This window comes from Bradyrhizobium sp. USDA 3315 (assembly GCF_054056795.1).
Map to the genome: position 1 here is coordinate 1,429,660 of NZ_JBSRYP010000001.1, position 20,995 is coordinate 1,450,654.

Sequence of the window (20,995 nt, forward strand, 5' to 3'; positions counted from 1 at the left end):
ACCGATCTGTGATCCTGCCGACAGACCAGGTTGTAGATTGTCTGGCATACTCTCCTTGCTAGATCAGCTGCCCCGACGCCCGGAACGATCCGACGCGACTTCAGGGGTCGCCGGGCGACGTTGACGCGCCAGGTTCATGTCGACCGGATATTTCTCATCAGGGATTGGGAGCATCACCATGATTTCCACAATTCAGGCGTTCCCGACCACCGACGGCATCTTCGTGGTCTGGGAGGTCGCGGCAATGATCCCGGACTGCCTCGGCTTTGCGCTGTATCGTCAGCAGCAGGGCAAAAGTGCAACCGTGGTCGACACCTGGGTCGGGTTCGAGGACCAGGCGCAGGATCACAAGCCGGGCGAACATCGGCCGAGCACCGAATGGCCGGTGCAGAAGACGAACTGGACCGATTTCCTGGCGCCAACCGACACGCCGGTCCGCTATGGCGTCGTTCCGGTTCTCAAGGACGGCGCCGCCAAGGTGAAGCCCGCCTACAGTGCGCCAGCGACATGGACCGAATACGTCTCCGCAATGCCGTCGGGCCCGCTCAAGCCATGGTTCAACCGCGGCACGATCTCGGCGCAATGGCTGTCGCGCGCGATCGGCAAGGACAAGAAGCCGGCGCAAACCCTGGAGAAGGCGATCTCGACCAAGGGCAACAAGATCCGCGACTTCCTCAAGGGCCAGCTCGGCGCCCGCCTGCTGGCGCTGTTGGCCGATGCCAAGAAGAGCAAGCGCGACGTCTATCTCGCGCTCTACGAGCTCAACGACCCCGAGCTGATCGCCGCGCTGACCGCGATGAAGGGCAAGGCGCACGTCGTGCTCGGCAACAGCACAGGCAAGGCCGACGCCACCGCCAAGGACACCGAGAAGAACGCCGACGTGCTGAAGAAGGCCGGCGTCGACATCGTCCGCCGCAAGATCGCGCCGAGCCGTTACGCTCACAACAAGTTCGCGGTGTTCTGCGACGGCGCGCAGAAGCCGAAGGTGGTCTGGACCGGCAGCACCAACTGGACCCGGACCGGACTGTGCACCCAGAACAACAACGGGCTCGAGATCACCGACGACAAGGTCGCGGCGGCCTATCATGACCATTGGAAAGCGATCTACGCCGACGGCAGCAAGTCGCCGAAGGCGCTGGCCGTGGCCGGCGATCACGAATGGCCCTTCACCATCGGCAAGTCGAAGCTCAGCGTCTGGTTCACGCCCACCACCAGGAGCGGCGACCTCAAGGAAGCCACCAAGATGATCGAGGACACCGAGCATGGCGCGGTGTGCCTGATGCTCAATCCCGGCAACAAGGGCCTGCTCGGCCCGATCCTGGAGAAGGCGCAGGACAAGAAGCTCTATGTGCGCGGGGTGCTCAACAATTTCCCGGCGCAGGGCAAGGACAGCCCGAAGGATCAGCTGCAGCTCCTGGCCGGCGACGGACAGCAGCAGGTCTTCAAGGGCAAGCAGATCGCCGACGTGATCCGGCCCGCCGGCATCGACAAGACCGCGGACTGGTGGGAGCACGAGATCAAGAACACCGGCAAATTCATGATCGCCGTGCACAGCAAGGTGATCGTGCTGGATCCGGCCGGCAAGAACCCGGTGGTCATGACCGGCTCGCACAATTTCTCCGACCGCGCCAGCACCAAGAACGACGACAACCTCGTCATCATCAGGGGCGATTCGCAGCTGGCGCTGACCTATGCCGCGCGCATCGTCAGCATCTACGGACAGTATCGCTGGCAGGCCTGGCGCAACACGCCGGAGGGCCAGAAGGACAAGGGTCTGAAGCGCAGCGACACCTGGCTGAGCAACCGCATCGGCAAGGGCTGGGCGGAAACCGAAACGCGGTTCTGGCTCGGCACCACCTGACGCCGGCGATCCGTCGTGAACACGGGGCAGCGTTACCGCTGCCCCTTGTTATCCTCTCCGCCAAACCTACGCCGCGCGGCCGACCGAGGCGTCGAGATGCTTCAGCCGCGGCAGCACCTCTTGCTTCAGGAGCCGCAGCGAATTGTGCCAGGCTTCCGGCTTGTGCTTGTAGTCGAAGCCGAACACCAGGAGCACGCCGAATCCGCCGACCTCCTGGTAGATCTGCTCGATCTTCTCGGTGACCGTCGCGGGCGAGCCGACGATCCAGTTGTTGCGCGCGCAATATTCGACCGTGACGTCGCTGTCCGGCACGTCGGGCGAGGCCTTCAGGTAATCCTTGAAACCAAAGTGGCCGAGCAGCGGCAGGAAGTACTCGCCCATCATCCGGCCCATCATGTCGCCGGTCGACAGCTTCCATGCTTCTTCATCAGTGTCGGCGACGAATACCTCGCGCACCATTCGCCAATCCTTGCGGCTCGGCGTGCGGCCGGTCTTGGCCGCGCCCGCCTCCACCGAGTCCCAGTGGCTGCCGACATAGGCCGGGTTGAGGTTGAGGCTCATCGGAATGAAGCCGCGCTCGCCGGCGAGCTTCAGCGTGTCCGAATTCTTGGAGAGCCCCGCGACGCCAATCGGCGGATGCGGCGCTTGCTGAGGCTTGATATGCGGCTTGAGGAAATCGAACATCGTGTCCGGCTTGGTCACGGTCCAGAACTTGCCCTTGTGGGTCCAGGGAGCCGGCTCGGTCCACATCTTCAAAATGATCTCGAGCGCCTCGCGGGTCATGTCGCGGTTCTGTCCTGACATGCCGTCGACATTGAACATGGCCCAGTCGCTCGGCAGCCCGGAGGCCGCGACGCCGAAGTTGAGCCGCCCGTTCGAGAGGTGATCGAGCATCGCGACGCGGTTGGCGAGCTCTGCCGGGTGATGATACGGCAGCAGGAAGCCGCCGGGTCCGATGCGGATGTTCTTGGTCTGCAGCAGCGCCTGCGCGATCAACAGATCAGGCGACGGATGCGGCTCCCAGGGTGCGGTGTGGTGCTCGCCGATCCAGGCTTCCTGATAGCCGAGCTCGTCGAGCCAGCGCAGCACCTGCAGGTCCCAGTCGTGGCCCTCCTTCAATCCGCACTCCGGCGGATGCGACGGCATCGCGAAGTATCCGAGTTCCATGGGTTTCCTCTCTTTGTTCGATGCGTGTCTTGCGCACGCGCTTCGAGAGTACCTGCCCGGGCTGCGGCAGAACAATGGCCCTGTCGCATCAGCTCGCCCCGGATCTATGCGTAGGGCGTATCCTTCAGCATGATCGCGATACCGGAAAAGCTTCGCTCCATGATCCGCAGGAAGGTCTCGCGTGACGACGCAGCCGACCTGCGGGCCTTGTGCTCGCGAAGCCCTTCCGCATAGGCGACGGTCAGCGCCGTGACCACCATCGACGCGGCAAGCCGGGCATCGGCATCGGCGAGCGGGCGCTTGATGGCTGCCGCCAGCACCGTTGCGAGATCATCGACCAGTTCGTCACGCATCTCGCGCGCCCGCGCCGAGAGCGCCGGGCTCTCGGCGACGGTGCGCCAGAATTTCGCCGTTGCGTCGGTGAATTTCGCGAACGGATGCACGCGATCCGCCAGGCTGTGCACCAGCTTGCGGAGCGTCGCGATCGGCGCCTCGCCGGCCGGGCGCTCGGCAAAGGCGGCCCGCAGCAACTGACGGCTTTCCTCTTCACGGTCGAAGAACAGGTCTTCCTTGCGTGGAAAGTAATTGAACACAGTCATCCGGGAGACCTCGGCGGCCTCGGCGACTTCGGCCACCGAAACATTGTCGAAGCCGCGTTCCAGGAACAGCTCGGTGGCGACATCCGAGATCGCCTGGCGCGTCGCCTCCTTCTTCCGCTCGCGCAATCCGCCCTGATTTGACATGCGGGAATTTGTACCATAGTAAATATTATACTTAGTATAATTTTATGGTGACGGCGTGACGCGTGAACGAACCGATGTGGTTGTGGTCGGTGCCGGGCCGACCGGACTGCTGCTGGCGATCGAACTGACCCTGGGCGGCGCCGACGTGATCGTGATCGAGCGGCTGACCGAGCCCGACCAGACCATCAAGGCCGGCGCGATCGGCGCGCTGGCAGGCGAGGCACTGGAGCGCCGCGGCCTCGGCGACGCGATGAATGCGGTCGAACGCAGCATGGCGGACAGCATGTCCAGGCTCATGAAGGGCGCGGGCGATGCGAGCGAACTGCCGTTCAAGAAATTCGGCGGTCACTTCTCGGGCATTTTCCTGATCGACCAGACGCGTCAGCGCGAGCCGGACCGGCGGTTGCGCGGGGTGAACCAGCAAGCCCTGGAAACGATGCTCGCCGAGCGCGCCCACGCGCTCGGCATCGAGATCAGGCGCGGCTGCGAGTTGATCGATTTCGAGGATAGCGGCGACGGCGTCGTGGCGCGGACCAGGGACGCGTCCGGCGATGCCACGCTGCACGCGGCCTATCTGGTCGGCTGCGACGGCGGACGCAGCGCCGTGCGCAAGCGCGCGGGCTTCGCATTCCCCGGCACCGAACCGACCCTCACGGGACACCAGGCCATCGTCGATCTCGATCATCCGGATCGGCTTCTGCCGGTCGGCTGGCGACGGACGCCGGTCGGCATGATGGCGTATGGACCGATTCCTGGCCGGGTGTTCCTGGCCGAATTCGATGGGCCGCCGGCCGATCGCAGCGCGCCGGTCACGCGCGAGGAGATCGAGACCACCCTGCGCCGGATCAGCGGGGCCGACGTTCGCGTCACCGCCGTCAAGACCGCGACGCGATTCACCGACAATGCGCGGCAGGCCGACAGCTATCGCAGGGGCCGCGTCCTCTTGGCGGGCGATGCGGCGCATGTGCACTCGCCATTCGGCGGACAAGGCCTCAATCTCGGCCTGCTCGATGCGGTCAATCTCGGCTGGAAACTTGCGGCAGTCGTGTGCGATCGCATGCCCGAAAGCCTGCTCGACAGCTACACCGAAGAGCGGCATCCGATCGCGGCAAGGGTGCTCGCCAACACACGCGCCCAGGTCGCATTGATGCGACCTGATGTCATGACGGACGCCCTGCGCGAGATCGTTGCTGACCTGATGAGCCTTGACGAGGGCACCCGCTATTTCGGCGAAATGATCAGCGGCGTCAGGATCCGTTACGATCTCGGCAGCGACCATCCCTCGATCGGCCGGCTCTCCGGCAATTTTGCTCTCGGCGACGACGGCGCGGAAACAACCCTGTTCGATCAGATGGAGGACGGCAGGGCCGTGCTGGTCGATGCGACTGATGGAGCCGCGTCAGCGATCGCGGCACGCTGGGATATCTTCGTGCGATGCGTGCCGCGACGTAGCGGCGCTTCGCTGCTGATCCGCCCGGATGCCTGCATCGCCTGGGCGGCCGACGACGCCGACACGACGGGCCTCGACGCCGCGCTGACGCGCTGGTTCGGGCCCGCCATGCCGTGACCTCGCAAGCGAGGTGCGCTGTCAGCGCGTCCCGAACGTGGTCTTGCCGAACAGCGCCTTCTGCGTCGAGGGCTGCGAGCGCCAGTATTGCGGCGGTGCGCTCACCTCGCCGCCGAGCTCGGCGGCAGCGTGCCAGCCCCAGCGCGGGTCGTAGAGCATGCCGCGGGCGAGCGCGACCATATCGGCCTTGCCGGACGAGACGATCTCCTCCGCCTGCTTCGCTTCCGTGATCAGGCCGACCGCCATCGTGGTAACGCCGGTCGCCTCCTTGACCGCCAGCGCCGCCGGCACCTGGTAGCCCGGCCCGAGCGGGATCTTCTGCAACGGCGAGACGCCGCCGGAGGAGACATCCATCCAGTCGATGCCGCGCTTCTTCAGCTCCCTGGCAAACTCGATGGTCTGCGCAAGGTCCCAGGCGCCCTCGACCCAATCGGTCGCCGACACCCGCATGCCGATCGGCTTGTGATCCGGGAATACGGCGCGCACGGCATCGAACACTTCGAGCGGGAAGCGCATGCGGTTTTCCAGCGAGCCGCCATAGCGGTCGGTCCGCTTGTTGGCGATCGGCGACAGGAACTGGTGCAGCAGATAGCCGTGCGCGCCGTGCAGCTCGAGCGCATCGATGCCGAGCCGGTCGGCGCGCTTCGCCGACGCGACAAAGGCCTCGCGGATGCGCGTCAGGCCGGCGTCGTCGAGCGCCACCGGCGCGGCCTCGCCTTCCTTGTGCGGGACGTCAGATGGTCCGACCGTCTGCCAGCCGCCTTCGGCAATCGGGATCAACTGCCCGCCCTCCCAGGGGCGCTGGCTCGACGCCTTGCGGCCGGCATGGGCGAGTTGCATGGCGACCGCCGCTTTCGAATGCTTGCGCACCGAGGCCAGGATCGGCTTCAGCGCCGCCTCGTTGGCGTCATTGTAAAGACCGAGGCAGCCGGGCGTGATCCGCCCGATATCCTCGACATGGGTGGCCTCGATGCAGAACATCGCCGCGCCCGACAGGGCCAGCATGTTGATGTGGGTGAAGTGCCAGTCGTTGGCGGAGCCGTCGACGGCCGAATACTGGCACATCGGCGAGACCATGATGCGATTGGAGAGTTTCAGGTCGCGCAGTTCGATCGGAGAGAACAGGGTGCTCATGCGGCGGATATCCGGGATCGGGGAGAGGGCCCGGTTAAGATAGAGGCAGCACGGCCGATCACCAACCGTCCGGATGGCCGCGCAGGCCGGGGCGCAGATCAGCAATGTCCTGACGGGGTCCCTCCGGGCCGGCGCCCTCAGTCCACCAGCGTGAACTGCAGCAGCAGATTGCGCTGGATCAGGGAGAAATTGTCGTCGGAGACCATGGTCAGTACGGTCTCGCCCTCCTCCGTGACATGGGCGTCGATGCCTTCCATATTGTCGATCTCGTTGCCGAGATCGGCATTGAAGATCGCGGGGCCGTCGACCACGGCGCCGGGCGCGATATCGGACAGCGCGAGACGGCGGATGCGGATGCCGACGCCGCCGAACCAGGAGAATTTCCGCTCCAGAATCAACAGGCCGCCCGACGGCAGCAGGACCGCGTCGCTGATATCGAAATTCTCGCTGCGACGGACGCTGAACTGGCCCGGCGTCTTGCCGCCGACCAGGAAGGCGACCAAATTGCCGCTTGCATCGAGCCCGCGTTCCGAGAATGCGATGAGCGTACCGGCAAGCGGCTGGCCTTTCGGCACGAAGACGAGCCCCTCCAGCCCCTTGTTGTTGGGAAGCTTGCGTGCCGCCGGCGGCAGCGCAATCACCTCGCCGCGCGAGCGGGTAAAGCCCTTGGCGAAATCGAAGCGCAGCACCTGGTTGACCCGCTCGAGACCGACATAGGCGAACGAGCCGTCGAGCGCGAGCGATTCCGAATCATACCAGCCGCGGGTCGCGGTGATCGGCCTGCCGTCGGCGCCGAGCAGCGGTGCCGCTTCGACATCCTCGAGCCCGACCATCTCCCGGCCACGATAAACGATGCGGCCGGTGAACCAGCTGCCCTGGTCGCTGACCGCGATGAAGCGTTCGCCCTTGGCATCGAGCCGTAGCGCGGAGAGGCCGCCGAAGCCGGAGAACGACGAGGTCAGGATCAGACCGCTGCGATATTCCAGCGCGCCGAACCGCGTGCGCGCGCGGTCGCGGATGTCGAACGACGGCAGCGGCCGCGCGTTGACGTCGATCGAAACCGGTTCGTTGACCCGGTAGGGGCTCGGCCTCGCAGCCGGCCTCGGCGTTGCCGGCGGCTGGGTCGCGCTCTGCGCCTGCGCAAGACGCGGCAATGCGGCGGCCGACAGCCCCGCCGCCATACCCTGGAGGAAACGGCGGCGGCTAGGGGACGAGCGCATGTCTCACGAGTGGAGGCGGCGCCGGATGCCCGGCGCGGGCGCCGAGCCGTGGGTCTCGCTGAACAGCTCGGCGAGCTTTTCGGTGATGGCGCCGCCAAGCTCTTCGGCGTCCACGATGGTCACGGCGCGGCGATAGTAGCGCGTCACGTCGTGACCGATGCCGATCGCGATCAGCTCGACCGGCGAGCGGGTCTCGATCTCGTCGATGATGTGACGCAGATGCCGCTCGAGATAGTTGCCGGGATTGACCGACAGCGTGGAGTCGTCGACCGGCGCGCCGTCGGAGATCATCATCAGGATGCGGCGCTGCTCGGGGCGCGCGAGCAAGCGCTTGTGCGCCCAGTCGAGCGCCTCGCCGTCGATGTTCTCCTTGAGCAGGCCTTCGCGCATCATCAGCCCGAGGTTTTTCCGCGCGCGACGCCAGGGTGCGTCAGCCGACTTGTAGATGATGTGCCTGAGATCGTTGAGGCGGCCCGGATTGGCCGGCTTGCCGGCCGCGAGCCACGCCTCGCGCGACTGCCCGCCCTTCCAGGCGCGCGTGGTGAAGCCGAGGATCTCGACCTTGACGCCGCACCGCTCCAGCGTGCGCGCCAGAATGTCGGCGCAGGTGGCGGCGACCGTGATCGGGCGGCCGCGCATCGAGCCGGAGTTATCCAGCAGCAGCGTCACCACGGTGTCGCGGAAGGTCGCCTCCTTCTCATGCATGAAGGACAGCGGATGATAGGGATCGGTGACGACGCGCGACAGCCGCGCCGGATCGAGGATGCCCTCCTCGAGATCGAAATCCCAGGCGCGGTTCTGCTGCGCCATCAGCCGACGCTGCAAGCGGTTGGCGAGCCGCGCCACGATGCCCTGCAGATGCGCGAGCTGCTTGTCGAGATAGGAGCGCAGCCGCTCGAGCTCGTCGTGATCGCAAAGGTCTTCGGCGGCGATCACCTCGTCGAACTTCGGCGCGAAGGCGTGATATTCCGGACCGCGCGGCTCGTTCTGTCCGCGCGCATTCGGCCGCGTCGCCTCGCCCGGCGTCTCGTCGTCGCCGAGCTCGCCGTCGTCGAACGTGTCCGACGTGGAGGCCTGCGCGCTCTCCATCGCGCTTTCGCTCATCTCTTCCGCTGACGTCTGCGCCTGGTCGGCGCTCATCTCCTGCGCGGCGTCGGAGTCGGGCGAGCCCTCGGCGCCGGACTGATCGCTCTCGCCGTCCTGATTCTCGTCCTGGTCGTCGTCATCGTCCGAATCCATGTTGCGGTCGTCGCCGAGATCGAGCGCCGACAGCAGATCATGGACGAGGTCGCCGAACCTCGCCTGGTCCTCGGTGAAACGGCTGAGCTTGTCGAGCCGCGAGCCGATCTTGTCCTCCAGGGTCGGACGCCAGAGATCGACCATCTTCTTGGCGGCCGCGGGCGGGGCCATGCCGGTGAGACGCTCGCGCACCAGCATCGCCAGCGCATCCGACAGCGGCGCGTCGGCGCGGTCGGTGATCTCGTCATACTTGCCGCGGTGGAAATGATCGTCGAGCATCGCGGTGAGGTTCTTCGCGACGCCCGCCATCCGCCGCGAGCCGATCGCCTCGACGCGCGCCTGCTCGACCGCCTCGAACACGCCGCGCGCCTGCGGATTACCCGGCATCAGCTTGCGATGCACCTTGGGATCGTGACAGGCGATCTTGAGCGCGATCGAATCGGCGTGGCCGCGCACGATCGCCGCATCGCGCTTGGTCATCTTGCGCGCCGGCTCCGGCAGCCGCGCCTTGCCGGGCGCAAGCCCCGGGCGCTCGGCGGCGAAGGAGACCTCGAGCTCCGGCTTCTTGGCGATCGCCTTCAGGCACGCCGACACCGAGCGCTTGAACGGCTCGGTCGGCGCTTCCTTGGATCCGGGACGGAATTTGATGTTGGAGGTTGTCATAGCGATTTCGTAAACCAATGGCGCGTTACGCCGCCGGGATACCCCTCAATCGAACCGAACTCTTTATATCCGTTGGCGCGGTAGAAGCCCGGCGCCTGGAAGCTCATCGTATCCAGATAGGATCGCGTCGCTCCGAAGCGCCGCGCCTCGTCCTCGATCGCCTTGATCAGCTTCGCGCCAAAGCCCTTGTTGCGAAACTTCTGCTCCATCCAGAACAACTGGATGAACAACACCGCGGTCCAGACCTCGCCGACGATGCCGCCGACAATCTCGTCGCCTTGCCGCAGCGAGATGGCGAAGCGCTTGTACTTCTGCTTCCCCATCTTCTCGTTGTTGTAGTGGAGCAATCCGCCGAGCACCGCTTTCTTCGTCTGTGTGACTGTGCGCTCGACGGAGATTTTCGGCATGGACTAGCTGAGCGCCACGTTGACCGAGGATTCCGGCAGCTCGACGTTGAAGCAGCGCTGGTAGAACTCGGCGACCAGCGGCCGTTCCAGCTCGTCACACTTGTTGAGGAAGGTGACGCGGAACGCGAAGCCGATGTCGCTGAAGATGTCGGCGTTCTCGGCCCAGGTGATCACCGTGCGCGGGCTCATCACCGTCGACAGGTCGCCGTTGGCGAACGCGTTGCGGGTCAGATCCGCCAGCCGCACCATCTTGTTGACGATGTCGCGGCCTTCCTGGGTGCGATAGTGCTTCGCCTTCGCCAGCACGATCTCCACTTCCTCGTCATGGGCGAGGTAGTTCAGCGTGGTGACGATCGACCAGCGGTCCATCTGGCCCTGGTTGATCTGCTGGGTGCCGTGATAGAGGCCCGAGGTGTCGCCGAGGCCGACCGTGTTGGCGGTCGAGAACAGGCGGAACGCCGGATGCGGCTTGATCACCTTGTTCTGGTCGAGCAGCGTCAGGCGGCCGGAGACTTCCAGCACGCGCTGAATCACGAACATCACGTCCGGGCGGCCGGCGTCGTATTCGTCGAACACCAGCGCGATATTGTGCTGCAGCGCCCAGGGCAGGATGCCGTCGCGGAATTCGGTGACCTGCTTGCCTTCCTTGACCACGATCGCGTCCTTGCCGACGAGGTCGATACGGCTGATGTGGCTGTCGAGGTTGACGCGCACGCAGGGCCAGTTGAGGCGGGCCGCAACCTGCTCGATGTGGGTGGACTTGCCGGTGCCGTGATAGCCGGTGACCATCACGCGGCGGTTCTTGGCAAAGCCCGCGAGGATCGCGAGCGTGGTGGCGCGGTCGAAGCGGTAGTCGCTGTCGACTTCCGGCACATGCGGATCGACTTCGGAATAGGCGGGAACTTCCAGGTCGCTATCGATCCCGAAGACCTGCCGGACCGACACCTTCATGTCGGGCAAGCCGACGGGTTCCTGAGCTTTGGTCTGGACGGCGGTCGTCATTCATCCTCCGAGGTCCCGGGCGTTCCCGAAACCAGATTAATCGTTTGGCTGCGGATGGGGTGCTTCGCATAAGCCTAGCAGAGAGCAACGGTTGGCAGAAGCCCGCGAGCAAATCAAAGTTCCGTTGTTCTATCATAAAGATAGGAGCGAAACTCGGTTTTTGGAAGGCTGCCCTGCAAATCCCGCCGTACTTTTGCCGCAGCACCACGACGGCCGGCCCGGGCCGGGCACTTTTCAGCCCGGCGGGGAGTTGTTAGCTCTCAAATCGATAACACCGCCACATGGGAATTTTGTGACTTCATTCCTTGACCCTTTGATCGCGTTCGTTTCGGCCCATGCCTGGCTTGCCTATCTGACGCTGTTTCTGGCCGCCCTGCTGGAGGCGGTGCCGGTGGTCGGCTCCCTGGTGCCGGGGTCGACCATCATCCTGGCGTTGAGCGCGCTGGTGCCGGGCGGCGAATTGAAGCTGTTGCCGGTGCTCGCCGCGGCGGCCGCCGGCGCGATGCTCGGCGACGGCACCGCCTACCTGATCGGCCACCGCAGCCAGCGCGAGATACTGTCGGCCTGGCCGCTTTCCAACTACCCGCGCGTGGTGGCGCAGAGCGAGGCCTTCTTCAACCGCTGGGGCGTGCTCGCGGTGTTCTTCGCCCGCTTCGTGCCGCCGATCCGCGCCTTCGTGCCGATCACGGCCGGCGCGCTCGGCATGCCGCCGGCGCGCTTCTACGCGGTCAACATCCCCGCGATCCTGCTCTGGGCGCCGGCGCATGTGCTGCCCGGCGTGCTCGCCGTCACCGCGCTGCACGACTATGCCGGCCTGCCGCATCACGGCCATGTCGGCAAGCATCTCTGGATGTTTGCGGTCGCGGGCGGCGCCGTGATCCTGGCGCTGGTCGCCTGGACCATCCGCCGCCGGCATGGCGGCAGCCTGATCGAACCGGCCAAGCCGGCGAAATAATTCCTTTCACTTGCGCATGATCTTCTCGGAAAACCGGTCTCCACTTTTCCGGATCATGCGCTAGATGCTGTTGGTCGTTCCCGCCCGCCCGGGCGCCGGTCCGACATAGCGCGCGCGAGGCCTGATCAACTTGCCGAGTTGAAGCTGCTCGCTGGCATGTGCGATCCAGCCGACGCTGCGCGCCATCGCAAACAGCGCGAGTTCGCTGCCCGCTGGCATCCGCAGCGCATGCACCAGCACCGCCAGCGCGTAATCGATATTGACGAATTCGCCGGTCGCCTCCGCGATCCGCTCCGGCACTTCCCTGGTGAATTTGCGCGGCGCGCCGGCCCGCGTCAGCGCTTCGAGCAGCGAGATCGCACGCGGATCGCCCTTCTTGTAGACGCCGTGCCCAAAGCCGGCGAAACGCTCGCCAAGCGCGACCCGCTCACGAACCACCGGCGCAACGTCATTGTCGAGCATCGTCTTGACGAGGCGCGAGGCGAGCACGCCGGCACCGCCATGCATCGGTCCCTTCAACGCGACGAGACCCGCGATCACGGCGTCGTACAAATTAAGCCCGGTCGATGCCGCGCAGCGCGCGGTGAAGGTCGACGCATTCAGTTCGTGATCGGCGAGCAGCACCAGCGCGCGGCGGATCAGGTCGGGCGCGTGCTTGTTGCCTGGCGTCCAAACCTGCGCCACCTGCTCGTGCAGCGGCTCGTTCGATGGCGCAGCGTTCAGCATGGTCGCGACCAGCAGCCGCAGGATGCGGCCGCCGACCATGGCGCGGCCGTCCGGCGCGCGCGTGAAGGCGCCGGGATCGGCGCTTGCCGCCAGCGCCAGCACCGCGACCGTGCGGTCGATCGGCTGGGCGCGGCGCGCGGCCTCAGCGATCGCGCGCATTTCGTCCGAGAGGTGCGGGCAATTGTCCGGTGCGAACGGATCGACGCCGGTGACATCCCACAGCAGCGTCGCGGTGTGCTCCAGCGTGTCGCGCTCGGCGAGCTCGACGCAGTTGACGCCGCGATAGATCGGGCCTTGCTCGGTGATGGTTGCGATCGCCGAATCCATCACCGGCAGGTCGGCGTCGAAATTACGGAAGCCCCGCGGCTCCGGCGACGGCACGCGGCGCTCCTTCAACCCCCTGATGTCCTCGGCGCGGTAGCGGTGGCTGCGCGAATCCGGCGACGGCTCTGAGCGGATCAGCCCGCGGCTGACATAAGCGTAGAGGGTCGCCGGCGAGATCGCGAGCTCGGCGGCGGCTTCGCGAGCGGAGAGGTAAAGCTCGGCGGATTTTTTCATATTGATTTATATAATCAAGATTGATCAACTCGTCGAGAGGCCTGACCTTGAAGGGGTGAAGCAAGGAGATCAGGCCATGAATATGCACCTCACCAAGAGCCAGATCGGTCTGGACGGCGTTCCTGCCGCCGAGACCGTGTTGAGCCATGTCGACGGCGAGCGCGGCGAATTGATCATCGCCGGCGAGCACGTCGCCGACCTCGCGGGCAAGTCGAGCTTCGAGGGCGTCACGGCGCGGCTGTGGAACGGCGCCACCGGCAAGTCGCTGAGTGAAGCCAATGTCCGCGCCAGCCTCGGCGCCGCCCGCGAACGCGCCTTCGCCCGCCTGCCGGACCTGCTGCCGGCGACGCGCGGCATGTCGATCGTCGACGGCTTCCGGGCCGCGATCGCGGGCCTGCGCGGCGAGAGCGGGCTGGAGCATGAGGCGACCATCGTCGGCGCCTTCCCGGTGATCGCGGGCGCCCTGGTCCAGCACGCCAAGGGACATGACCCGATCGCGCCGGACCCGAATGCCGGCCACGCCGCCGACACGCTGCGGATGCTGCTGGGCCGCAAGGTCGAGCCGCGCGAGGTCGCCGCGCTCGACGCCTATCTCGTCACCGTCTGCGATCACGGCATGAATGCGTCGACCTTCACCACACGGGTGATCGCCTCGACGCAGGCCGACCTGTTCGCGGCGATCACCGGCGGCTATTGCGCGCTGACCGGCCCGCTGCATGGCGGCGCACCTGAGCCGGTGCTCGAAATGCTGGACGCGATCGGCACACGCGAGCGCATCAAGCCCTGGGTTGACGGCGCGCTGGCGCACGGCGAACGGCTGATGGGGTTCGGTCACCGGGTCTATCGCGTGCGCGACCCGCGCGCCGACGTGCTGAAGATCGCGATCGAGCGCCTCGAGACCAGTGGTGCCGACCTGCCGTTTGCCGGCGAGGTCGAGGCCTACATCCGCGAGGCGCTGCGGAAGAAGAATCCGGAGCGGCCGCTGGAAACCAATGTCGAGTTCTTCACCGCGATCCTGCTCGATGGGCTGGAAATCCCGCGGCATGCGTTCACGCCGATCTTCGCCACGGCGCGCGCTGCCGGCTGGACCGCGCACGCGCTTGAGCAGCGGCGCACCGGGCGCCTGATCCGGCCGAGTTCGTCCTATGTCGGGGCAGTGCCGAACGGGTGAGAGCTAGACCGTTTCAACGCTTGCGACGGCGGAGCTACATATTCCGCCGTCGTCCCTGCGAAAGCAGGGACCCATACGCCGCGGCCCATCGATGGGGCAATCGGGCAGACATCTTGTGCAAACGATAACGGCCGGTGGTTATGGGCCCCTGCTCCCGTGCGCAACTGCGCACTAGGCAGGGGCGACGGAGGCAAGACTTCAGGCCTCGCGCACCACGGTCTTCAGATAATTGTACGCCTTGATGATCTCGATCAGGCGATCCTCGGTGGAGCGGTCGCCGCCATTGGCGTCGGGGTGGTGCTGCTTGACCAGCGCCTTGTACTTCGACTTGACGTCTTCGAGCGTCGCCTCGGCCCCTAGCCCCATCACCTGCAGCGCCTTGCGCTCGGCGTTCATGATTTTGCGGGTCTCGGGCTTGGGCTCCGCGCCGCCCGGTCCGGGGCGCCAGCGGCCGCGGCCGTTGAGCTCGGAGAATACGTGGAACGGATCGGAGGCGGCATCGAGACCGCTCTCGCCCTTCTTGCCGTTGTTGGCACCCATCTTCCAGGTCGGACGGTGGCCGGTCAGCGCGTCCTTCTGGTAGCGCGCGACGTCGTCAGGATTCATACCCTGGAAGAAATTGTAGGACTGGTTGTATTCACGGACGTGGTCGAGACAGAAGTGCCAATACTCGCGCGAATTCTCGCGGCCTTTCGGGGCGCGATGCGCGCCCTTGTTCTGGCAACCCGCCCACTCGCAGGTCACGGCCTGCTCGCCGGCCTGCGCCTGGCGCTTCGCACTCACCTTGGTCGGCTTGATGCGAATGGAGTCGAAGAATTTTGATGAATCGATCGGCATGTTCTCTTTGACTACGCAATGCACAAATCTTCAAGTCTTGACATTGCGCGGACCTCGTTTCCCGCTTGCACCATTGACGAAAAGCTGTCGCGAACCTAACTCCGCCGCCATGAGCACCAAAGACGCTATCATAAACAAGTTGCGTGAAGCTTTCTTGCCGGAAAGCCTCGACGTCGTCGACGAGTCACATCTGCATGAGGGCCACGCCGGCCACAGGCCAGGCGGGGAGACGCACTTTCGGGTATATATTGTGTCTCCGGCCTTCGAAGGGAAGAGCCGGATCGAACGCCATCGCATGATAAATGCGACGCTGGCGCAGGAACTCGCCGGCTCGGTGCATGCGCTGGCGATCCACGCCCACGGCCCCGGGGAAAAGCCGCGCTAGTGCGCGCTTGCCTCAAGACGAAGCGGCGGTTTTCCTTTATGAGAACAGGATGGACCTGCTCCCTGCGTGAGCAGGTGAAACTAAGGATTGCACCGCCACGCATGATATGGGGCCATTGATGATCCCTAGCTGGCCACGTTTCCGGTCGATCGTCACCGCCGCCGGCCTGCTCCTGATATGCGCGATGCGCCCGGCCTCGGCGCTGGACATGCCGAGCCCGTTCGTCCAGGAGGTGCTGATCAAGAGCATCCTGGTCTCGCTCAACGATGCGGTGGCGGCGAACAATTTCACCGTGTTCCACGCCAAGATCTCAAAGCCGTTCCGCGACCAGTTTCCACCCGACAAGCTCAAGACCATCTTCAAGGATCTGGTCGACAAGCACGCGGTGTTCGACGCCGTAGTCGCCAAGCCGATCGTTCTCGACGAGGACGCCAAGATCGACGACAAGGGCGTGCTGCGGCTGAAGGGTCATTTCGACACCACGCCCAAGCAGGTGAAGTATCAGCTCGGCTTCATCCCTTCCGACGGCGCCTGGAAGCTGTCCGGTATCTCGATTGATATCGAGTAGGCCAACGCCGCTGCCTGATCCGTCATCCCCGCGCAAAGGCTGCGCCTTTGTCGCTGGAGGAGCCGCGAAGCGGCGTCTCGAAGGATGCACGGCCCGGCTGGTGGCCGTCGACCCTTGGAGACGCCGCTTCGCGGCTCCTCCAGCGACAACGGCGAAGCCGTTGCGCGGGGGTGACGGTGATAGATTGGTCCCGACCGCACAGCGCTAGAACGCCGTCCCCGCCCGCTTCGGCTTCTTCTCCTCCAGCTCGGTCTCGCGCGGGACGGCGACGATGCGCAGCGCGGTGATGCGGTTGCGCTCGCGGCGGAGCACGCGGAAGCGGAAGCCGTGGAAGGTGAAGCTCTGGCCGCGCTCCGGGATCGAGCGCGCCTCGTGGATCACGAGGCCGGCGACGGTGGTCGCCTCCTCGTCCGGCAGGCGCCAGTCCATCGCGCGGTTGAGATCGCGGATCGGCACCGAGCCGTCGACCACGACCGAGCCGTCCGGCTGCGCCCGCACGCCGGCAACGACGACGTCATGCTCGTCGGAGATGTCGCCGACGATCTCCTCCAGAATGTCCTCCAGCGTCACCATGCCTTCGACCTCGCCATACTCGTCGACCACGAGGGCGAAGTGGGTCTTGCGGCGACGGAACGCCTTCAGCTGTTCGGAGACCGGACGCATCTCCGGCACGAACCAGGGCGGCAGCGCGATCGCGGAGGCATCGATCGCCGACATGTCACCCTCGTTGGCGCGCATCGCGCGCAGCAGGTCCTTGGCGTGGAGCACGCCGACGATGTTCTCCGGCTTCTCCCGCCACAGCGGGATGCGGGTGTATTCGCTCGCCAGCACCTCGCGCACCAGTTCCTCGGGCGGCAGGTCGGCGTTGACCATGGTCATCTCGGTGCGATGGACCATGACGTCGGAGACCTGCAGCTCGCTGAGATCCAGCAACCCGCCGAGCATGTCGCGATCCTGCTTCTCGACCTTGCCCTCGTGATGCAACAGATCGACCGCACCGCGCAGACGTTCGGTCGGCGACAGCACCGCCTGATGCGCCCCGACCTTGATGCCGAGCAGCTTCATCAGCGCCAGCACGATGGTCTCGATGATGGTGAGCAGCGGCCCCAGCACGAAGATCGTCAGCCGCATCGGCCGCGCGACCAAAAGCGAGATGCGGTCGGGCGCGTTGATCGCGATGGTCTTGGGCAGCACCTCGGCAAACACCACGACCATCACGGTCATGACAGCGGTGGCATAGAGCACGCCGACGTCGCCAAACCAGGCGGTGAACACGCCGGTCGCCAGCGCCGAGGCGCCGATATTGGCGATGTTGTTGCCGAGCAGCAGCGCGCCGATCATGCGCTCGCGCATGTTGACCAGCTTGGAGACCACACCGGCATCGGTGTTGCCCTGCTTCGACAGCCGCAGCATGCTGGCGCGCGAGGCGCCGGTCAGCGCCGTCTCACTCGCCGCGAAAAACGCCGAGATGAACAGGCAGAGCAGCACGATCGAGAAGGTGAACCATCCCACTGAACTGATCCGTGGCTAGAGCATGATCCGGAAAAGTGTGTAGCGGTTTTCCGAAAAGATCATGCTCAAATCAAAAAGATAGAGCGGGATGACGATCCGAAGGAGAGGCATCCCGGTCTAGGCCTTCAGCTTGGCTTGCAGGAAGTCGCGCACCGGCTGCGGCTCGACATTGTTGGCGATCACGGCGCGGCCGACGGCCTCCAGCAGGATGAAGGTGAGCTTGCCGCGCTTGACCTTCTTGTCCTGCGCCATCAGCGCCAGCAGCGCGTCGGCGTCGGCAAGGCCTTCCTGCGCGAAGCCTGCGATATCCTGCAGGCGCGTCGGCAATCCGACCGCGGACAGATGACGCGCGATGCGCCCCGCATCGTCGGACGAAATCATGCCGAGCTGCGCCGAGAATTCCGCCGCCAGCACCATGCCGACCGCGACGCCCTCGCCGTGGAACAGCCGGTCGGAGAAGCCGGTTGCGGCTTCCAGCGCATGGCCGAAGGTATGGCCGAGATTGAGCAGCGCCCGCTCGCCGGTCTCGCGCTCGTCGCGCGAGACGACGCCCGCCTTGGCGCGGCAGGAGGTTGCGATCGCGTGCTCGCGCCCGGCGCCGCCGGCGAAGATGTCGGTGTGGTTCTTCTCGAGCCAGCCGAAGAAGGCCTCGTCGCCGAGGATGCCGTATTTCGCGACCTCGGCGTAGCCGGCGCGGAACTGGCGCGGCGACAGCGTGTCGAGCACCGAGGTGTCGGCGATGACCAGCACCGGCTGGTGGAATGCGCCGATCAGGTTCTTGCCCTGCGGCGAGTTGATGCCGGTCTTGCCGCCGACGGAGGAATCGACCTGCGCCAGCAGCGAGGTCGGCACCTGCACGAAATCGACGCCGCGGCGCAGGATCGCGGCCGCGAAGCCGGCGAGATCGCCGACCACGCCGCCGCCGAGCGCGATGACGAGGTCATTGCGCTCGATCTTCGCCGCGATCAGCGCTTCGCTGACCTCGGTCAGCGTGGCATAGCTCTTCGAGCCCTCGCCCTCCTCGACGACGATCCGCGACGTCGGCACCCCCGCGGCGGCGAGCGACGCCTCGGCCGGCTCCAGCCAGTGCTTGGCGACGGTGCGGTCGGTGACGATGGCGGTGCGCACGCCGGGCCGCAGCGCCGCGACACGTTCGCCAAGTGACTGCAGCACGTCGCGGCCGATCACGATGTCATAGGCGCGGTCGCCGAGCGCGACGTCGACGGTAACTGAGGCAGAATGTTTCAAGGGCGCAGTCATGAGGTCGCGTTCAATCCATCACAGGTGGTTGCTCGTCGGCCGGACGCGCACCGCACAGATGCGCATGCAGGGCCTCGAGGCATTCGTCGACGATGCGGTCGTGCGGCACGTCGCGCGAGGCAATCGTCAAATCGGCGGTGCCGTAGACCGGCTCGCGCTCGCTGAGCAGGCGGTTGACGGTCGCTTCGGGGTCGGGGGTGTGCAACAGCGGACGATCGGCGCGGCGGCGCACCCGGCGCATGATGATATCACTGTCGGCCTTGAGCCAGATCGAGATCGCGCGGTCGCGGATCCGGTTGCGGGTCTCCTCGCGCATGAAGGCGCCGCCGCCGGTCGCCAGCACGACCGGGCCATTGCCGAGGATGCGGGCGATCACCCGCGCCTCACCGTCTCGGAAATACGGCTCGCCCTTGCTCTCGAAGATCTCCGGGATCGTCATGTCCGCCGCCGCCTCGATCTCGGTGTCGGCATCGGTGAACGGCAGCTTGAGTCGCGCGGCCACCCGCCGGCCGATGGTCGACTTGCCGGCCCCCATCATGCCGACCAGCACGATCGACCTCGTCCCCAGTGCGGCCGCGATGTCGGCCTCCAGGGTCGGGTGGGTGGGCGCCGGGACGGCTGCGTCGGACATCAAAAAGCTCGGATATTGGGACGAATTGTTCAGAATTCGAGCCACCTATACTACCCCCGGCGACACCCTTACCAGCGACTCTTGCAACCGCGCGGGGAACATGTTGGATGATTTCATTGGTTAATTCGCCGCCCGAGTCGCTTCCATGCCCAGCCTGTTCCGCTTCCTGACGGTCGTCGCCGTGATTTTCGGGATCGGCTACGGCATCGTCTTCGCGCTGGCCAATTTCGTGCACCCGAAACCGCGGGAAATGACGGTGACCATCCCACCGGATAAGTTCCTCAAGAAATAGACGCTATGATTCCGGCATGCCCGCTGCTGCCAAAAATCCCTCCAAGACCCTCGCCAAGTCCTCCGACGCCAGACTGACCGCGTTGTTCCTCGACATGCTCGCCGCGGAACAAGGCGCCGGCGCCAACACGCTCGACGCCTACCGACGCGACCTCACCGATTTCTCCGACTACCTCGCCCAAGCCGGCGCCGATTTCACCAGCGCCGACACCGAGACGCTGCGTGACTACCTCGCCGACCTCGATGTCAGAGGCTTCAAGTCGACCAGCGTGGCGCGGCGGCTGTCGGCGATGCGGCATCTCTACCGTTTCCTGCTCAATGAGCGGGTCCGCACCGACGATCCGGCCGCGATCCTGTCCGGCCCGAAGCGCGGCCGCGGCCTGCCCAAGGTGCTGTCGATCGCCGATGTCGACCGCATGCTGACCCGCGCCAAGGAACTGACCCAGACCGACGTCTCGCCGGCGCAGCGGCTGCGCGCGCTGCGGCTGTATTGCCTGCTCGAGGTGCTCTACGCCACCGGCCTGCGCGTCTCCGAGCTGGTGTCGCTGCCGGTCTCGGCGGCGCGGCGCGATGCGCGGATGATCGTGGTGCGCGGCAAGGGCAACAAGGAGCGGCTGGTGCCGCTGAACGACGCCTCGCGCCAGGCGATGGCAGACTATCTCGCAGCGCTGGAGGTGATGCAGCCGAAGGCGAAGAAGGCCGCGCCGGCGAAATGGCTGTTTCCGTCCTCCGGCGAGAGCGGCCATCTGACCCGGCAGCATTTCGCCCGCGATCTGAAGGAGCTCGCGAGCGCCTCCGGCCTTGCGCCGCGGCTGGTCTCCCCGCACGTGCTGCGTCATGCGTTTGCCAGCCATCTGCTGCACAATGGCGCGGACCTGCGCATCGTGCAGACCCTGCTCGGCCACACCGACATCTCGACCACCCAGATCTACACCCATGTGGTCGAGGAGCGGCTGAAGAGCCTGGTCCGCGACCTGCACCCGTTGGCGGAGAAGTCCTAGGGATCCGTAGCCCGGATGAAGCGCAGCGAAATCCGGGATCGGTCTCACCGCGGACGCAGTCTCCCCGGATTACGCTTCGCTTCATCCGGGCTACGCG

The 20,995-nt window shown here is 65.8% G+C and carries 20 protein-coding genes; 8 read left to right on the plus strand and 12 right to left on the minus strand.

Translation table 11 applies throughout. The annotated features are described in order from the left end of the window. Window positions 1-178: 178 nt before the first annotated feature. Entirely contained in the window at window positions 179-1,861 is a 1,683-nt protein-coding gene (locus tag ACVIYL_RS06615; protein ID WP_456778049.1) for a phospholipase D-like domain-containing protein, read from the plus strand. A 66-nt stretch (window positions 1,862-1,927) separates the two neighbouring features. Here ACVIYL_RS06615 and ACVIYL_RS06620 read toward each other — a convergent pair whose 3' ends face one another. After that, the gene (locus ACVIYL_RS06620) at window positions 1,928-3,028 is read right to left on the minus strand and encodes an LLM class flavin-dependent oxidoreductase (RefSeq protein WP_057015535.1); all 1,101 of its coding nucleotides are present in this window, start codon (window positions 3,026-3,028) and stop codon (window positions 1,928-1,930) included. Between the two features lie 104 nt (window positions 3,029-3,132). Next, window positions 3,133-3,771, minus strand: coding sequence for a TetR/AcrR family transcriptional regulator (locus ACVIYL_RS06625; protein WP_456778050.1), 639 nt, complete (start codon window positions 3,769-3,771; stop codon window positions 3,133-3,135). Window positions 3,772-3,826: 55 nt separating this feature from the next. On the opposite strand from ACVIYL_RS06625, the gene ACVIYL_RS06630 reads away from it, so the two are divergent. Further along, window positions 3,827-5,338 carry an FAD-dependent monooxygenase gene (locus tag ACVIYL_RS06630; protein WP_456778051.1) on the plus strand — a complete coding sequence of 504 codons (1,512 nt, stop codon included), beginning with the start codon at window positions 3,827-3,829 and terminating at the stop codon, window positions 5,336-5,338. Between the two features lie 21 nt (window positions 5,339-5,359). Here ACVIYL_RS06630 and ACVIYL_RS06635 read toward each other — a convergent pair whose 3' ends face one another. The 5 genes from ACVIYL_RS06635 to cobS all read right to left on the minus strand — a co-directional run bounded on the left by ACVIYL_RS06635 (window position 5,360) and on the right by cobS (window position 11,003). After that, on the minus strand, window positions 5,360-6,472 hold the full coding sequence (locus ACVIYL_RS06635; protein WP_456778052.1) for an NADH:flavin oxidoreductase/NADH oxidase: 1,113 nt from the start codon (window positions 6,470-6,472) through the stop codon (window positions 5,360-5,362). A gap of 137 nt (window positions 6,473-6,609) precedes the next feature. Further along, window positions 6,610-7,692: an esterase-like activity of phytase family protein gene (locus tag ACVIYL_RS06640; RefSeq protein WP_456778053.1), complete on the minus strand. Its 1,083-nt coding sequence runs from the start codon at window positions 7,690-7,692 to the stop codon at window positions 6,610-6,612. A 3-nt stretch (window positions 7,693-7,695) separates the two neighbouring features. Then, on the minus strand, window positions 7,696-9,594 hold the full coding sequence (gene cobT, locus ACVIYL_RS06645; protein ID WP_028343273.1) for a cobaltochelatase subunit CobT: 1,899 nt from the start codon (window positions 9,592-9,594) through the stop codon (window positions 7,696-7,698). Next, complete coding sequence (locus ACVIYL_RS06650) at window positions 9,591-10,001, minus strand: GNAT family N-acetyltransferase (protein WP_028343272.1); 411 nt, start codon at window positions 9,999-10,001, stop codon at window positions 9,591-9,593. Before ACVIYL_RS06650 ends, cobT begins: the two co-directional genes overlap by 4 nt. Before the next feature lie 3 nt (window positions 10,002-10,004). Beyond that, window positions 10,005-11,003 (minus strand): cobaltochelatase subunit CobS, encoded by a 999-nt coding sequence (cobS, locus tag ACVIYL_RS06655; protein WP_057015539.1) that lies wholly within the window; start codon window positions 11,001-11,003, stop codon window positions 10,005-10,007. Window positions 11,004-11,295: 292 nt separating this feature from the next. Here cobS and ACVIYL_RS06660 point away from each other — a divergent pair, with 292 nt between their 5' ends. Continuing rightward, window positions 11,296-11,958 (plus strand): DedA family protein, encoded by a 663-nt coding sequence (locus ACVIYL_RS06660; RefSeq protein ID WP_456778054.1) that lies wholly within the window; start codon window positions 11,296-11,298, stop codon window positions 11,956-11,958. Between the two features lie 60 nt (window positions 11,959-12,018). On the opposite strand, the gene ACVIYL_RS06665 is transcribed toward ACVIYL_RS06660, so the two are convergent. Then, on the minus strand, window positions 12,019-13,242 hold the full coding sequence (locus tag ACVIYL_RS06665; protein ID WP_057015541.1) for a citrate/2-methylcitrate synthase: 1,224 nt from the start codon (window positions 13,240-13,242) through the stop codon (window positions 12,019-12,021). A 76-nt stretch (window positions 13,243-13,318) separates the two neighbouring features. Between ACVIYL_RS06665 and ACVIYL_RS06670 the strand changes: the two genes are divergently transcribed. After that, complete coding sequence (locus ACVIYL_RS06670) at window positions 13,319-14,413, plus strand: citrate synthase/methylcitrate synthase (RefSeq protein WP_456778055.1); 1,095 nt, start codon at window positions 13,319-13,321, stop codon at window positions 14,411-14,413. Window positions 14,414-14,611: 198 nt separating this feature from the next. On the opposite strand, the gene ACVIYL_RS06675 is transcribed toward ACVIYL_RS06670, so the two are convergent. Continuing rightward, window positions 14,612-15,250 carry a J domain-containing protein gene (locus ACVIYL_RS06675; protein ID WP_225646911.1) on the minus strand — a complete coding sequence of 213 codons (639 nt, stop codon included), beginning with the start codon at window positions 15,248-15,250 and terminating at the stop codon, window positions 14,612-14,614. Between the two features lie 109 nt (window positions 15,251-15,359). Here ACVIYL_RS06675 and ACVIYL_RS06680 point away from each other — a divergent pair, with 109 nt between their 5' ends. Together ACVIYL_RS06680 and ACVIYL_RS06685 are read left to right on the plus strand one after the other, a co-directional pair. Then, window positions 15,360-15,635: a BolA family protein gene (locus ACVIYL_RS06680; protein ID WP_028338206.1), complete on the plus strand. Its 276-nt coding sequence runs from the start codon at window positions 15,360-15,362 to the stop codon at window positions 15,633-15,635. 118 nt (window positions 15,636-15,753) lie between these two features. Beyond that, on the plus strand, window positions 15,754-16,203 hold the full coding sequence (locus ACVIYL_RS06685; protein WP_092083131.1) for a hypothetical protein: 450 nt from the start codon (window positions 15,754-15,756) through the stop codon (window positions 16,201-16,203). A gap of 204 nt (window positions 16,204-16,407) precedes the next feature. Here ACVIYL_RS06685 and ACVIYL_RS06690 read toward each other — a convergent pair whose 3' ends face one another. The 3 genes from ACVIYL_RS06690 to ACVIYL_RS06700 all read right to left on the minus strand — a co-directional run bounded on the left by ACVIYL_RS06690 (window position 16,408) and on the right by ACVIYL_RS06700 (window position 19,606). Then, entirely contained in the window at window positions 16,408-17,715 is a 1,308-nt protein-coding gene (locus tag ACVIYL_RS06690) for an HlyC/CorC family transporter (RefSeq protein ID WP_076824825.1), read from the minus strand. A gap of 117 nt (window positions 17,716-17,832) precedes the next feature. Further along, window positions 17,833-18,975 (minus strand): 3-dehydroquinate synthase, encoded by a 1,143-nt coding sequence (gene aroB, locus ACVIYL_RS06695; RefSeq protein ID WP_456778056.1) that lies wholly within the window; start codon window positions 18,973-18,975, stop codon window positions 17,833-17,835. A 10-nt stretch (window positions 18,976-18,985) separates the two neighbouring features. Next, complete coding sequence (locus tag ACVIYL_RS06700) at window positions 18,986-19,606, minus strand: shikimate kinase (RefSeq protein ID WP_076824827.1); 621 nt, start codon at window positions 19,604-19,606, stop codon at window positions 18,986-18,988. Window positions 19,607-19,751: 145 nt separating this feature from the next. Between ACVIYL_RS06700 and ACVIYL_RS06705 the strand changes: the two genes are divergently transcribed. Continuing rightward, window positions 19,752-19,898 carry a hypothetical protein gene (locus tag ACVIYL_RS06705; RefSeq protein ID WP_016843561.1) on the plus strand — a complete coding sequence of 49 codons (147 nt, stop codon included), beginning with the start codon at window positions 19,752-19,754 and terminating at the stop codon, window positions 19,896-19,898. 16 nt (window positions 19,899-19,914) lie between these two features. After that, window positions 19,915-20,898: a site-specific tyrosine recombinase XerD gene (xerD, locus tag ACVIYL_RS06710; protein WP_456778057.1), complete on the plus strand. Its 984-nt coding sequence runs from the start codon at window positions 19,915-19,917 to the stop codon at window positions 20,896-20,898. The last annotated feature ends 97 nt before the right edge of the window (window positions 20,899-20,995 follow it).